The sequence below is a fragment of the Bacillus sp. SRL337 genome (assembly GCF_984799155.1).
Genome location: NZ_OZ481793.1, coordinates 297,154 through 311,488 on the forward strand (window position 1 = coordinate 297,154; position 14,335 = coordinate 311,488).

Here is a 14,335-nt window from a genome sequence, read left to right on the forward strand (position 1 = left end):
GAAATCGATGTGGTCATAGAGGCCGAATGACGACATGGAAATCCTTTTTGAAGGAAATCGATGTGGTCAAAGAGGGTGTATGAGGGCATGGAATTCAGTTTTGAGGAAATCGATGTGGTCATAGAGGGTGTATGAGGACATGGAAATCCATTTTGAAGGAAATCGATGTGGTCATAGAGGGTGTATGAGGGCATGGAAATCTGATTTGAGGAAATCGATGTGGTCATAGAGGCCGAATGAGGACATGGAAATCCGTATTGAAGAAAATCGATGTGGTCATAGAGGCCGAATGAGGACATGGAAATCCGTATTGAAGAAAATCGATGCGGTCATAGAGAGTGTATGAGGGCATGGAAATCCTTTTTGAAGGAAATCGATGTGGTCATAGAGGGTGTATGAGGACATGGAAATCCATTTTGAAGGAAATCGATGTGGTCATAGAGGGTGTATGAAAGGATGCAGGAATGGGTATTGCTTTTCGTAGACCCAGCAACCGGATTCGGACTCTTTTTATTCCAGGCATCCTGGCCGAATCACCGCCAAAAAAAGAAGCCCTCTAAAGGACTTCTTCTACTTTTTATTATTCAAATGTTTCTTAATCTTGAAGTGCATGGCGACCATCCTGATTCCGGAACCGAAATCAAGTGTGGCCAGAAGCACCATCAGATAAGAGAAAAATCCCCAACCATTATCATTTACATTTCGAATGGCAAAGTACGTAAATAAAACCCCGAGGAGGATATAAAGTATCCCGCTGAACAAAGGTGATCTCCTCATCAAAAGAATCCTCCTATAAATCCTTGTATTTTTTCCGCTTCCTGTATCATTTTTTCAATATCCTCCCTGAAAATGGACTGCATCAGCACCACCAGTGAGTTCATCGACACATGGGCAATGATCGGCACGATGATCCGCTTTGTTTTTACATAAAGGAAAGCAAACGTGAAGCCCATGGCCGAGTACAATAGAACATGCTCGGGCTCAAAGTGGGCAAAGGCAAAAATGACTGAACTGATCAGGGCGGAGATAATAAATGAAAAGCGCTCATATAAAAATCCGAATATGATCTTCCGGAACACGATCTCTTCAAGAATCGGGCCGATGACCGCAGCGACGATCATGGCCAGGGGCACATAATCAATGATGCGGACGATATTCTGTGTGTTTTCCGAGCCCATCTCAATTCCAATCAAGCGCTCGATATTGATTGCTATACTTTGTGCAAAGAATGCCATGAAAATACCTGCAATCGCCCATAGAGCTGAAAATAGGACTGACATGGGAGCTTCTCTTTCCAGCTTGGTGGTTGTCTCTGTTTTCCTTAATAGGACCCAAACGACAATCAGTGCAATCGAAAATGAAAAAATCAGCCAATATCCTGGAACAATCGCTTTGGCTTGTTCGCTCGACTGATTGAACCAATTTACAGCGATGTTATAAAATACCGGAATTCCGATAATGCTCGATAGCTGCATAATGATATAGGCAATAAGAACATAGCCATACTGTTTTTTCAAGATGATGTCTCCTTATATAGAATCAGTGAAGATGATCCGTATTAGCTTCTGCTTTTCCTTACAATTTTACTAATAAAGAGGCATTTTCGCAAAGAAAGAGGCCTTATACTTGTATACGAAAGTGCCCGTCTTAAAAGAACCCAAAGATAATCTTTCCTATAGATAAGTTGGCGAGCAAGTGCAGGTTAAAAGCAGATGTATAGGAAGAACCTGTCCCGCATAAGATAAGGAGGTGTGTTTTTTCAGGAATTTTGACGAAAAAATTTTAAGCAGGACTCTTGCAAAATGAAAACGAATTATTTATTATAATAGTTGTGTTAGCACTCAAGGTTATCGAGTGCTAATAATATAGAATACTTACATAATATTATGAGGAGGTTGTTTCACTTGTTAAAACCACTAGGTGATCGCGTCGTTATTGAGCTAGTAGAGTCAGAAGAAAAAACAGCAAGCGGTATCGTTTTACCGGATTCAGCTAAGGAGAAACCACAAGAGGGTAAAGTTATTGCTGTAGGTGCAGGCCGAGTTCTTGATAATGGTGAGCGTGCAGCTCTCGATGTGGCTGCGGGCGATAAAATCATCTTCTCTAAATATGCTGGTACAGAAGTGAAATACCAAGGCACAGAATACCTGATCCTTCGTGACAGTGACATTCTGGCTGTAATCGGCGAATAATCGATCTTTAACTAAAATATACCTAACCAATCATAAGGAGGTCTTTTTAAATGGCTAAAGATATTAAATTCAGCGAAGAAGCACGTCGTTCCATGCTTCGCGGTGTGGATCAATTAGCAAACGCAGTGAAAGTAACTCTTGGACCAAAAGGACGCAATGTGGTACTTGAGAAAAAATATGGTTCTCCACTTATCACAAATGATGGTGTGACAATCGCGAAAGAAATCGAACTTGAAGATGCATTCGAAAACATGGGTGCAAAGCTTGTAGCTGAAGTAGCAAGCAAAACAAATGAAATTGCCGGTGACGGTACAACGACTGCAACGGTACTTGCACAGGCAATGATCCGTGAAGGTCTGAAAAACGTTACAGCTGGTGCGAACCCTGTAGGTATCCGCAAAGGTATCGAGAAAGCGGTTCAAACAGCAGTTGAAGAACTGAAAGCAATCTCCAAACCAATCGAAAGCAAAGAGTCCATCGCTCAAGTTGCGGCTATCTCTGCTGCTGACGAAGAAGTCGGCCAATTGATCGCTGAAGCAATGGAGCGCGTTGGAAACGACGGCGTTATCACAATTGAAGAATCTAAAGGATTCTCTACAGAGCTTGATGTTGTGGAAGGTATGCAGTTCGACCGCGGATATGCATCTCCTTACATGGTAACAGACTCTGACAAAATGGAAGCGGTTCTTGATAATCCGTATGTCTTGATCACTGACAAGAAAATCGGAAACATCCAGGAAGTCCTTCCTGTGCTTGAGCAAGTAGTACAACAAGGCAAACCATTATTGATTGTTGCTGAAGATGTTGAAGGTGAAGCTCTTGCTACATTGGTAGTGAACAAACTTCGCGGAACATTCAATGCAGTAGCTGTAAAAGCTCCTGGATTCGGTGACCGCCGTAAAGCAATGCTTGAAGACCTTGCCATCCTTACAGGCGGTGAAGTGATCACAGAAGATCTTGGTTTGGATCTTAAATCTGCGAACATCACTCAGCTTGGTCGCGCAGCGAAAATCGTCGTTACAAAAGAAAACACAACAGTTGTTGAAGGTGCAGGCGAGCCGGATCAAATTTCTGCCCGCGTAAACCAAATCCGTTCTCAAATGGAAGAAACAACTTCTGAATTCGATCGTGAAAAATTACAAGAACGTCTTGCCAAGCTTGCAGGCGGTGTAGCGGTAGTTAAAGTTGGTGCTGCTACTGAAACAGAATTGAAAGAGCGTAAACTACGCATCGAAGACGCATTGAACTCAACGCGTGCAGCTGTAGAAGAAGGTATCGTTTCCGGCGGTGGTACTGCCCTCGTCAACGTATACAACAAAGTATCTTCTATTGACGCTGATGGCGATGTGAAAACAGGAATCAACATCGTTCTTCGCGCACTTGAAGAGCCAATCCGTCAAATTGCGCACAACGCAGGCCTTGAAGGATCTATCATCGTTGAGCGCCTGAAGAAAGAAGAAGTCGGCACTGGCTACAACGCAGCTACTGGCGAGTGGGTAAACATGATCGATTCAGGTATCGTTGACCCAACAAAAGTTACGCGTTCCGCACTTCAAAACGCAGGATCTGTTGCAGCGATGTTCTTGACTACTGAAGCTGTAGTTGCAGACATCCCTGAAGAAAATCCAGCTGGCGGCATGCCTGACATGGGCGGCATGGGTGGAATGGGCGGCATGATGTAATCTGCCCCTTGAACCCTTGATAGATAAGGGTTTTGAAATAATTTGCTAACAAAATGCTAACATATCATATGTAAATAGAAGAGGCTTCTCATTAGTTGATTAAACTTTTGGGAAGCCTTTTTCTGTAATTTGATTAATTCTTGGAAAGTCCCTAAAGCATTATTGTTTATGGTCCTTTCAGAAAATAGATCAGATGATGAAATATTGTTTTTACTGGGAAGCAGATTGATCAGATAATTGGAATGTCTTATGTGTTAAGTAACTTCAAAATGGTGCCTTTCCAAAAGAACTGGAAGGCTTCTTTTTTGCGTGACGGTTTGTCAAATTAAGCGCAACAGTTCCTCTTGAAAAGCTTCGTGTGCTGATTTCCACTCGAGACACTTTCTTGGTCTTCTATTGATAAAAGAGAGAGCTCCTACTAGCTCGTAATTGGATACTTTAGCTAAATCGGTTCTCTTTGGGAAAAATTCACGTATTAGACCATTGGCGTTTTCGTTACTTCCCCGTTGCCAAGATGAATAGGGATCGGCAAAGTAAACAGAGATTTCAAGGTCTTTCTCAATGTTTGGATAACACGAAAACTCTTTTCCCCGGTCAACTGTAGCGGTTTGAAAGGCTCCTTGAGGAAGTTGACTCTTTATTAGCCGAATCGCTTGTTCCATAGATTCTGCCGTACGATTAGGCATTTTAACTGCTTGGCACCACCTGGTTTTACGTTCGACAAAGGTAGCTAAGCACCCTTTACTATTTCCACGACTGGAAACTACGCTGTCAAGCTCCCAGTGACCAAACGTGGTTCTTTTTCGCACCTCTTTTGGACGCTGGCTAATGGATGTTCCGACATTGAAGCGTCCGCGTGTTTCCTTGGGCTTTTGGCGCTTTCCCTTTTGTCTGAGGACATGGAGGTCACCTTTAACCAGTAGCCCTTCGTAAATCCAGCGGTAAATGGTCTTAAAGCTTAGAACTCCTTGAAAAAGGCGTCCAACAATCTGTTCGGGTGACCACGTAGCTCGAAGCTTTTTATTAACTGTCTTAGCGAGCTCGAAAGACCATTTCCCAGGATGACCACATTTTTCTCGACGACTTTGATACGTTTTATGGGCTTTTTCGGATTGATAAACACCTTTGTCTTTATTTCGATTCAGTTCTCTGGAAATCGTAGAAGGGCTACGGTTCAATCGTTTGGCAATATCTCGCAGTGACTTTCCTTCGGCTTTTAGAGTTTCTATACGTGCACGTTCAAACGTGGTAAGATGTTGATAACTCATGACAGAACCTCCATGTAATGTTTGGTGTGGTAATCAACATTATACACGAGCTGTCATGGGTTATTTTTTTACCCTAATGTTAAGGTGTTGCACTTAATATTACAATTCGTCGCGTTATAAAAATTTTCTTATTTACGAATTGCAGCAAGATTTGGAAAGTTTCTTTACACTTATGATGGTATCCTTCTTATTAACATAACAAGTTTATTAACGTATATAGGTAGTTAGGCACTAAGCAATGTCGTCAGTGGAGAGTTTTTTGATTGGAACGAATATATGATAGGAAGAATCAAGGTTATGAATAGACTCAAAGACTTGGATAAGTTCAATATCGGTTTCCTCTGATTCTTGTTTCGATATTTTTAAAAACCTTGAAAAGTCAGTAATAAAGACATCCCCTATATCTAGTAAATCACCCAAATATTTAAACTTAGCACAAAAGAATTGTGGAACATCAAATGTGAAAAAATTTGGCTTATTGATTTTTATATTTTGTGGAATCCCGACTAAAGCCTTGAACTTAGTTGAGTTTGGCTGGCAATTGGAATAGATAATATAACAAGGACTACTGATCGTTTCCTCAATGCTGTTTATGAACATTTTTGAATAAGATCGAATCCTTTCTTTAAAATCACTTCTTGCTAAATCAACTTCAAATACTATCCCACTTATTCGGGATGTTTTAAAAATTGTTAGTGTAAAATCGGCAACGATATCCCCATTGATGTGTTTAATTGGTCTTTTAATGACTGGGGGAATGTCTTCAAGAGATAGGGTATTTCCATTCTTTCTTAGAGAGCTTGGGGCGATACCATATTGTCTTTTAAAAGCGCGGGTGAAGGACGATGGAGTTCCAAAGTTTAGTCGATAAGCAATTTCTGTTAATGATAAGTCTTCGTTTTGAAGGTATTGAACAGATGCATTTAATCTTCTTGATAAAATGTATTGGTTTAATGAACAGCCCATTATTGCAGAAAAAAGTCTATGAAAATAGTACTTAGACATATTGAAGGCATTTGAAACAGACTCCAATGATAATGGTTGTTGCAAATTATTTTCAATATGCAATAAGGATCTTTCAATTACCTCATAATGTTTCATCTCGCCACCTAATTTCAAAGGATTTGATTAACAATTACACACCTAACTTACTATATGACGTTTAAATTCTGCCATACCTATGGTCATTCATAAAATCTATAATTACTTAAGTGAAAAAACAAAAAATGGAGGTAATTAAATGAATAATTCAAATGAAAAAAAGCGAAGAATTACGGGGAAAAGCGTAGTGCGATATGCAGGTCTTTTTGCAATATTAGCAGGGATTTTATATATAGGTATTCAGTTCATACACCCGGAGGATCACATTTCTTCTGTTAGCACAAGTTTTTGGGTCATCATTGCCTGTACTACCAGCATAATGTCTCTATTTAGTCTGATAGGAATTACTGGGATTTATACAAGACAAGTGGAAGAAGTAGGCTTGCTTGGGTTTATTGGTTTTATTTTATTTAGTGTATTTTGGATAATTTCTATGATATTTAGTTTTAACGAGGCTTTTGTTTTGCCATTGCTTACCACGGAAGCTCCGAAGTTTGTAGAGGGAATTGTAGGGATTTTTGGTGGAACCACAAGCACAGTGAATCTTGGGATTTTCCCTATATTAGCACCGATTGCGGCGTTGTTATATTCTCTTGGTGGACTCTTGTTTGGAATCGCAACCTTACGTGCGGGAATCTTCCCACGTATAGCAGGTGCTTTACTTTCCTTTGCAGCAGTGGTCACGTTTGCAGCCGCCGTAATTCCTCATCCATTTGATAGGATATTGGCAATACCGATGGGAGTAGCTCTTATTTGGTTGGGGTATGCTCTTTGGTCAGAACGTTCTTAAAGGAAACTATTGGTGGTGACATAAGCTCCAAGAAATTAGCCAATTTCTTCAAACACTTCTTTCTGATAAAATTAGGCTTATAGTCTTTCACATTCATGCTCTTGTGAAATAATATCTTCTATTGAATAGTTATTTGTACTACGCAGCAAATGATCCTGTTTAAAATTTCAGTTCTTGTTCAACCAAAACCCTTAAAAACAGGGAAGATATAGTGAATTCCTGTGGTTTTAACCACTTACATTCTAGACTTGTGAAATTGCTGAAGTATTCACTTGAAATTGCTAACGCAATCCCATAAAAAACGGTAAATCCCGTTAAAGATGTTACAGTAAGAAACATCCAAAACGATGATTTACCGCACTATTTACACTCAACGTTAACAATATAACACTCTAGAAACCTGCGGGCAGCATGATGTAATCTGCCGACCGCTTCGCTCTTGTGAAGCAGTTCGATGTATAAATAGTTAGTAAGAAGAAGACTACTTCCTAGTTAAAGGGGGTAGTCTTTTTTGTGTGCTTTTAAAATCTCTGTATCAACTCTTTTAGAAGATCGTATGTTCAGAAACAGAACCTACGTTAATAGTAAAAACGACAGCATGGATTAAGAAATTTAGAAATCACTGACGCCAAAATGACGAAGAGAAGGATTGGGATTGAAAAAACAACATTCCATGCTTTCAGGGAACCGCAATGTTCCATTATCTTCGCCTTAAGCCGGGAATCAGCCCACTCTGATCAGTGTGTTTTAAATTGAAATCAGATTGTAGCATATCTATCCCCATACCGGTGGAGGGTTATTATTAATTTATAGTCAGGTGTGAGTATCAGATAGAGTCGTAGGGAGGTAATTCAGATATTAGTCTTTTGCAATGATATAGTACTTTCTCCAAAAGGATTTGATAATAGTTGTTCCAAATGTCCTGCTTTTGTGAACGGAAGACTTTTTGGAAATGAAGGTCTTCTGGTTGTACTTCTCTATCAATCATCATGTACTTAGATATTTGCGGATTGGTTGATGCGACAAACTCTACGTTCTCCCTATCTTGGTGTGTAGGGGATTCGATACCAATTATTATTGTCGATATATCGTCGTGAAAGTGTTTGTAGATATTCAATGGGGTCAGCCGACAGTGTTTGATTTCCGGATAACCTTTCTTTTCTTTCACCAAACGTGTCATCTACTCAGTTTCTGCGATTCTCTCCACACTCCTAGGCATGAACATTGGCCCGTGGAAATAAGTTTGAGCGATCCTGAAGGAGCAGTTTCTCCAAACACGTGCATTGCCTGATGTTGCTTCTGCCGCAACCTGCCTGCGTCAATTGTCATGAAAGTGGAATCCATGGTCGTTTTTTTGGGATTCTCATGTCTTAATGCAGACCTGTTCTTGTTTTTCGTTCACCAAGTTATTTTGGGCTAAGAAGAAGTTGCGGTACTCTTCACCTGCGCAGAAGTTGATCCTGCCCCTTAAGTTTTTACAGAGCCAATTCCATGACCATTCACAATTCGGCGGTTGCCTGCTTTTTATTATGGAGCCATCGTCTTTTAAGGTATAATTGGGGAGGTGAACAGTTAGTGTAATAGCGGTGAATCTATTCTTGGAGTGAACTTATATATGAGTAAAAATAAGAATCATAAACGAATTAGGCTGAGAAGAATCCTGCAAGTCATCATGGTCATAATAGGAGGTTTCATCGCAGCATATGGATTGGAGACCGTATTGATTCCCAATAGTGTGTCGGATGGAGGGGTCACCGGGGTAAGCATCGTCGGTTCGCAGCTTTCAGGCATGCCCCTGGGAATCCTGATCGCAGCCCTTAACATCCCGTTTATCTGGCTGGGATATAAGCAGATTGGCAAAAGCTTTGCTATCCGTTCGATTATCGGTATTGTGTCTCTTGCTGCCGGAACAAGTCTCATGCATCATACTCCGGCCATCATTCACGGTGATACCTTGCTGGTAACCGTGGTTGGAGGAATCATTCTTGGGTTTGGTATGGGATTGGCGTTGCGTAATGGCGGTGCGCTGGATGGGATCGATATGCTTGCTGTCCTGCTGTCTCGCAAGCTGCCGTTTGGTACAAGTGACCTCATTTTATTCTTGAATATCTTTGTATTCATTTTTGTATCGACTGTATTTGGTTTGCAGGGTGCTTTTCTATCTGCCATTGCTTACTATATAGCCTCCAAAGTGATTCATATTGTGGAGATAGGGTTAAGCGGGTCGAAAACCTTTCAGATTATTACGACCCATCCTGAAATCATGGTTGAAACCATCCGTGACCGGTTAGGGCGCAGTGCAACCTATAAAGAGGCGTACGGCGGATTCTCCCACGAGAGGTTTAAAGAGATTACCTGTGTCATCAATCGTCTCGAGGAAACGAAGCTGAAGGAAATCATAAATGAAATTGATGAGGGTGCCTTTGTGACCGTTTATGATGTGGCGGAAGTCAAAGGCGGCAATTTTAAGAAACATAATATCCATTAGAGTCTGTGAAGCCCCGTTTCCCGCGGGGCTTCTTTTGAAAGAAAATTAGCAAGGTACGTTGCCGACAAAAGTAAATAGATGTATAACTCGGTTTGATTCAGGCTGTCGATTTGCCGATCCTGCCGGGCGTTTATTGTAGATGGTATGATACGGCAGGTGAAATGAATCTGAGGAGTTCGCAGGACTGAGAAACTTTGGTGGTTAAACTTTTGGCTGGAGCTCTGTTAAGGATAAAAGTTGCTCTTATCCCGGTTAAAAATCTTTTTCCAAAGAACGGCTTCTTTGCCATACAAACTGCAGTTGAAATGCAGGCATCTGTAAGATCCCCAACTATGTTTGGGGATTTCAATTTGTTGCGAAATAGGATGTACTTCTATTAACATCATCTTAGGCGGTCAAATTTGCAAAGCTGGGTCATAATAAGGTCAACGTGAGTATCTATCACTCACAATTTGCCACCTCGAAACTAAAAAATAACTGTTAGAGGAGTTTTTAGATGCAGAAAATCATTGGATATGTTGGGACTTATACAAAAGAGGATAGCAAAGGAGTCTATCAGTTTACGCTCGATACAGAGAAAAGAGAGCTTGCGGATGTAAAGCTGGCAGCCGAATTAAGCAACCCTACATATGTGACGGTCAGCGAGGATAATGGAAATGTATATGCTGTCCATAAAGAGGGAGAAAAGGGGGGCGTTGCTGCCTTTTCCGTAAATAAAGAATCGGGGGAGCTGTCAAAGCTGAATAGTCAAACCTCTGCAGGCTCACCTCCATGCCATGTTAGCGTCAATCAAGATAACAGTAATGTGGTAACAGCCAATTACCATACAACGAAAATCGCATCCTATTTGGTAAATGGAGATGGATCACTGAAACCAGCCGCTTCAGTAATAGAGCATCATGGATCCGGCCCCCATGAAAGACAGGAAAAGCCTCACATGCACTTTGCTGGTTTCACTCCAGATGAGAAGTATGTGATAGCGATTGATTTGGGGAGTGACCGGGTAATAACCTATTCTGCAGTTGATGGCAAATTAGAGAAGGAACAAGAGTACACGCTAAAGCCTGGAAGCGGCCCACGGCATATTACATTTCATCCAAATAAAAGTATTGCATATGTCATGACCGAGTTAAGCTCAGAAGTCATTGTGCTTCATTATGATGAAAAAGATGGAAGCTTTACAGAACAGCAATCCATTTCCACTATTCCGGAGGATTTTGAGGAAACAAATGATGGAAGTGCGATTCACATTTCTGCTGATGGAAAATTTGTATATGCGGGAAATCGGGGCCATAATAGTATTGCCATATTTAAGGTGGATGAAGAGACGGGCCAACTAACGTTTGTAGAATGGACATCAACAGAAGGGAATTGGCCGCGTGATTTTGTATTGGATCCATCCGAGGAATTTCTCGTTGCTGCCAATCAAAAATCAAACACCATGACTTTGTTCGGCAGGGATAAAGCTGCCGGAAAGCTCACATTAATCCAGTCAGGTGTAAAAGTTCCAGAACCTGTCTGTGTAAAGTTTTTAAATTTGTAGGATGAGTATATCATCTTGCGAACCTGACAGTAAGAGTTAAGCATACCTTTACCTTTGGCCACAAGCATGTAAACTTTTCCGAAGGCTCACCTTAGGGAAGGTATGATGTGATCATTGGAACCGGGCAATCTATATAAGAAGAAAAAGCTACCTTTAAATGCAGAAGGTAGCTTTTTTGTGCTGAAAGGGCCAGCTGGGGAATGACTAATCACTCCTTTCACCTAAAAACTCCCCAACAGTTTCATTGAATTTCACGCTATGCTCCCAAAACATCAGATGCCCGCCAAGTACTTCCAAGGATGCTTTCGGAGCCAGCTTGCTGAGGTAAGCCACCGCTGTGTCCGCCCAATGCTCAGCGACAATAAACAGAGTCGGAACAGACTCACTGCCGAGAGCGGCCTCTTTACGGTAATCTGAAAAAAGCCCTGATGAAAATAGATTGGCCGCAATATAATAGGGTGTCTTCAGTGATTGTTCAACGATCCATGTTAATTCTGTTTCTTTTAGTTCGCGTTGAATCATTACACCGGAAGCGTAGGCGGAGATGAATTCCCGTTGTCCTTTCGGGTTGCGAAGGTAGTTTGTATAGGCTGAAGCCATGTCATCCAGTAGTCCTTCAACCCAATCCCGGTCTTGCTGCAACGATAAAGATTTTGGCGGCATATCAATCAAAACAAGTGACTTGATTTGATCTGTTCCAAACTGGCGAATATATTCCCATACAGTTAAACAGCCGAATGACCAGCCGGCAAGCACTGGTTTTTCGACGTTTAGAGCTTCCAATACTTTTTGCAGATCAGTTCCATGTGTAACATAGTCGTTTCCGTGAACAGTCATCGTTGACCGGCCGTGGCTCCTTGGGTCGATAACGATTGTCCGGTGAGTTTTTGAAAAATGCTGGAGCTGTTCTGAAAAAACTTCTGTCGTGAATGTGAACCCTGGAATGAACACGATGGGGTCCCCGGTTCCGGCATCCTGGACAAATAACTCAATTCCCGGTTCAACTTCAATATACGTTCCTTTAGCTTGCATTATTTCCCCCCCTGTTACTGTAAATTGGCAAAACCCATAACCTAAATGTTACTTCTAAATACTATTCAATACAGAGTCATTCCATTTCATTTTTTAAAAATATCTATGGTGATAAAGAAAGGGGGACTGCGGGGGAATTCTTGGGGATCGCAACCATCACGGGTGTTCCCCGTGAAGATTTATAGATTGATCAGTCAGAAAGGAGCTCAGACAGCATGGAATTGAAGGAAACAGCATTCATCAATAGAGAGAAAGTGATTTGCTTCTCTTGCGGTCCAATCCTCTTGCTCTTCCCTAATAGCTGTGGATGATTTTCGCCGATTTCCCAATACTAAAGTTCGCCATTGGTCATATAAAAGTAAGCAGCCTTTCCTCTTACATAAATAGCGTGTGAGCCATGCAAAACATCTGCCTTATAGAATTTTATCCTTAATCAATGGACCGTACTATCATTATTTAATGGAATAGCATACAAGTATCGACAAAAAACGGCAAATTCTTTATACTATTATAGTACTATGTCATCGGGATATTTGTACTATTTTAATAAAGTGAAAACGGCAAACTTATCGAAAGGTAAGGACGCAAAGCTGCGAGTCTAAAATCCTCCGGGATAATGATAGTCGGGTTGCCAATGAATAATGATTATTTGGCTATCCCTGCCTATTTGGGGATGGCTTTTTTGTTTGGCTCCTGCGTAAAAGCCGTCACGACTAAAAGGAAAAGGAGATCAGAGATGATAGTCATAGATAAGAAGAAATATAAGATGGCCATTAATGAGGCAGCGAAGGAAGTTCATGTACAGGTTCTCGGATTAATGAGGGAAGAAGATGCTGAGGGCTATATGATTGACTTGCAGGATACCATTAATAGAGTCAATAGACGAGAGTATACGTTTGTTGTCGATGGGACCCATCAAACACCAGTCCCGTCAAAAGTTGTGCCGCAGCTGGAGCAGACCATGCAGTTCTATTCCACCCTGGGTTTTAAGGATACCCTCGTAGTAAAACCTTCATCTAAAATCGCTCAAGTGCAAATCAGGAATGCTCTTGAGAGGATAGATTTCACGGGTACATTTATCGATCAAGTGCCTCATTCCATTTAAGACAGACCAGGGAATACTTACATATTTTAAATTCGAAAGGATGTCGGCAAGTGCAAACAAAACTGGATTTATATACCTATGAAATCATCACAAAGGAACAAACAGAGTTGGTTCAAAAGGCAGCTGAGTGTCTGGCACAATCATTTATTGGATTGACTGTATCAGGCAAGTGGGTGCAGGAGCCGATGGTAGGGCAATTAAACTTAAAGTATGAAGATTTCTATGAGTTTACCAGGGAATATTTAGACTCTACCGTCCAGCAGGGATATTGTGCGGTCGCTATAGATGCTGAGGATCATGTTGTTGGTGTTCTTGCCGGGGACACAAACGCGCCAGAGATCATCGGAGAAGATGTATTTGAAGAATCGTTTTATGACATGAACGTCATTCTGCGTGTTTTGGAAGATGTGGATAAACGGTTTATGGAGGACTATGAAAAACGGAACGGAAAAGAGATTGAAGACGGGGAGCTGCTGCACTTATTCATGTTAGGAGTAACGGCTGAACAGGATCGCCATGAAGTTATTCAGCGATTAGGAAATATGCTGATCACAAAAGCGGCAGCACAAGGATTGAAGGCTGTTTTGGGAGAAGCGACAAATCCGAAATCGATACGCGTAATGGAGAAATATCATGATATGAAAAAGTATAAAGATCTGGAAGGGAATTTCATCGTTCATAAATATCGGGATAATAGTAAGCTGCATGGCATTTCTTCGGATATTGCCGATGGCACATATATACTTTTAAAAGAGTTGTAATGGGATTTCACTTCAAAATAGGGCTGCTTCAAAAACATTGTTGCTTTTAGAAGAGTTGTTTTGCTTTGCAGGGATTCACCTATTTTTTAGTTCTGGAAGTTCATATAAATCGTTTTTTTCACAGAGAAGGGTTTGATTAACTCTCATGGCTAAATCGCCAGTCAGTCATTTCAGTTGGCGATTGGTGGTTTAATGGACTGGTCCTTTAGCCGGTTTAATTGGAGACGCCAGATCGACATACCCTAATGAAAATCATAGCCATAATTCTGAGAAGGGCCTACTACTAGAGACAGGAGATTAAATGATCATGGAAGCTGTAATGCTGGGAATAATAATTGTATTGCTCGGAACATCCGTGTATTTTGCTTACCGG

General features: G+C 41.2%; 12 protein-coding genes and 1 riboswitch. Of the genes, 7 read left to right on the forward strand and 5 right to left on the reverse strand.

The window, feature by feature from the left end; translation table 11 throughout:
* Positions 1 to 570: 570 nt before the first annotated feature.
* Positions 571 to 777: a YdiK family protein gene (locus AC4E8A_RS01590; RefSeq protein WP_490196418.1), complete on the reverse strand. Its 207-nt coding sequence runs from the start codon at positions 775 to 777 to the stop codon at positions 571 to 573.
* The gene (locus tag AC4E8A_RS01595) at positions 777 to 1,517 is read right to left on the reverse strand and encodes a CPBP family intramembrane glutamic endopeptidase (RefSeq protein ID WP_490196419.1); all 741 of its coding nucleotides are present in this window, start codon (positions 1,515 to 1,517) and stop codon (positions 777 to 779) included. Before AC4E8A_RS01595 ends, AC4E8A_RS01590 begins: the two co-directional genes overlap by 1 nt.
* Before the next feature lie 387 nt (positions 1,518 to 1,904).
* On the opposite strand from AC4E8A_RS01595, the gene groES reads away from it, so the two are divergent.
* Both groES and groL read left to right on the forward strand, forming a co-directional pair.
* Entirely contained in the window at positions 1,905 to 2,192 is a 288-nt protein-coding gene (gene groES, locus AC4E8A_RS01600; RefSeq protein WP_148942392.1) for a co-chaperone GroES, read from the forward strand.
* 50 nt (positions 2,193 to 2,242) lie between these two features.
* Positions 2,243 to 3,874 carry a chaperonin GroEL gene (gene groL / locus AC4E8A_RS01605; protein WP_490196421.1) on the forward strand — a complete coding sequence of 544 codons (1,632 nt, stop codon included), beginning with the start codon at positions 2,243 to 2,245 and terminating at the stop codon, positions 3,872 to 3,874.
* Between the two features lie 320 nt (positions 3,875 to 4,194).
* Here groL and AC4E8A_RS01610 read toward each other — a convergent pair whose 3' ends face one another.
* The gene (locus tag AC4E8A_RS01610) at positions 4,195 to 5,142 is read right to left on the reverse strand and encodes an IS30 family transposase (RefSeq protein WP_490196423.1); all 948 of its coding nucleotides are present in this window, start codon (positions 5,140 to 5,142) and stop codon (positions 4,195 to 4,197) included.
* A 231-nt stretch (positions 5,143 to 5,373) separates the two neighbouring features.
* Positions 5,374 to 6,243: a helix-turn-helix transcriptional regulator gene (locus AC4E8A_RS01615; RefSeq protein ID WP_490196424.1), complete on the reverse strand. Its 870-nt coding sequence runs from the start codon at positions 6,241 to 6,243 to the stop codon at positions 5,374 to 5,376.
* Between the two features lie 139 nt (positions 6,244 to 6,382).
* Here AC4E8A_RS01615 and AC4E8A_RS01620 point away from each other — a divergent pair, with 139 nt between their 5' ends.
* From AC4E8A_RS01620 to AC4E8A_RS01630, 3 genes are all read left to right on the forward strand, one after another.
* Positions 6,383 to 7,033, forward strand: a complete 651-nt coding sequence (locus tag AC4E8A_RS01620; protein WP_490196425.1) for a hypothetical protein — start codon at positions 6,383 to 6,385, stop codon at positions 7,031 to 7,033.
* A gap of 1,615 nt (positions 7,034 to 8,648) precedes the next feature.
* Complete coding sequence (locus tag AC4E8A_RS01625; protein WP_490196426.1) at positions 8,649 to 9,521, forward strand: YitT family protein; 873 nt, start codon at positions 8,649 to 8,651, stop codon at positions 9,519 to 9,521.
* Between the two features lie 496 nt (positions 9,522 to 10,017).
* Complete coding sequence (locus tag AC4E8A_RS01630) at positions 10,018 to 11,064, forward strand: lactonase family protein (RefSeq protein ID WP_490196428.1); 1,047 nt, start codon at positions 10,018 to 10,020, stop codon at positions 11,062 to 11,064.
* A gap of 204 nt (positions 11,065 to 11,268) precedes the next feature.
* Here the strand turns inward: AC4E8A_RS01630 and AC4E8A_RS01635 are convergent, their stop codons facing one another.
* Positions 11,269 to 12,096 (reverse strand): alpha/beta fold hydrolase, encoded by an 828-nt coding sequence (locus AC4E8A_RS01635; protein ID WP_490196429.1) that lies wholly within the window; start codon positions 12,094 to 12,096, stop codon positions 11,269 to 11,271.
* Between the two features lie 549 nt (positions 12,097 to 12,645).
* Positions 12,646 to 12,732: riboswitch (cyclic di-GMP riboswitch) on the forward strand.
* Between the two features lie 100 nt (positions 12,733 to 12,832).
* Here AC4E8A_RS01635 and AC4E8A_RS01640 point away from each other — a divergent pair.
* Entirely contained in the window at positions 12,833 to 13,201 is a 369-nt protein-coding gene (locus AC4E8A_RS01640; protein WP_490196430.1) for a hypothetical protein, read from the forward strand.
* Between the two features lie 50 nt (positions 13,202 to 13,251).
* Positions 13,252 to 13,962, forward strand: coding sequence for a hypothetical protein (locus AC4E8A_RS01645; protein WP_490196431.1), 711 nt, complete (start codon positions 13,252 to 13,254; stop codon positions 13,960 to 13,962).
* Positions 13,963 to 14,335: the final 373 nt, after the last annotated feature.

Coding starts and splice junctions, on each gene's coding strand:
- AC4E8A_RS01590 (WP_490196418.1), bottom strand. CDS start 777: ATGAGGAGATCACCTTTGTTCAGCGGGATACTTTATATCCTCCTCGGG.
- groL (WP_490196421.1), top strand. CDS start 2,243: ATGGCTAAAGATATTAAATTCAGCGAAGAAGCACGTCGTTCCATGCTT.
- AC4E8A_RS01610 (WP_490196423.1), bottom strand. CDS start 5,142: ATGAGTTATCAACATCTTACCACGTTTGAACGTGCACGTATAGAAACT.
- AC4E8A_RS01615 (WP_490196424.1), bottom strand. CDS start 6,243: ATGAAACATTATGAGGTAATTGAAAGATCCTTATTGCATATTGAAAAT.
- AC4E8A_RS01620 (WP_490196425.1), top strand. CDS start 6,383: ATGAATAATTCAAATGAAAAAAAGCGAAGAATTACGGGGAAAAGCGTA.
- AC4E8A_RS01625 (WP_490196426.1), top strand. CDS start 8,649: ATGAGTAAAAATAAGAATCATAAACGAATTAGGCTGAGAAGAATCCTG.
- AC4E8A_RS01630 (WP_490196428.1), top strand. CDS start 10,018: ATGCAGAAAATCATTGGATATGTTGGGACTTATACAAAAGAGGATAGC.
- AC4E8A_RS01635 (WP_490196429.1), bottom strand. CDS start 12,096: ATGCAAGCTAAAGGAACGTATATTGAAGTTGAACCGGGAATTGAGTTA.
- AC4E8A_RS01640 (WP_490196430.1), top strand. CDS start 12,833: ATGATAGTCATAGATAAGAAGAAATATAAGATGGCCATTAATGAGGCA.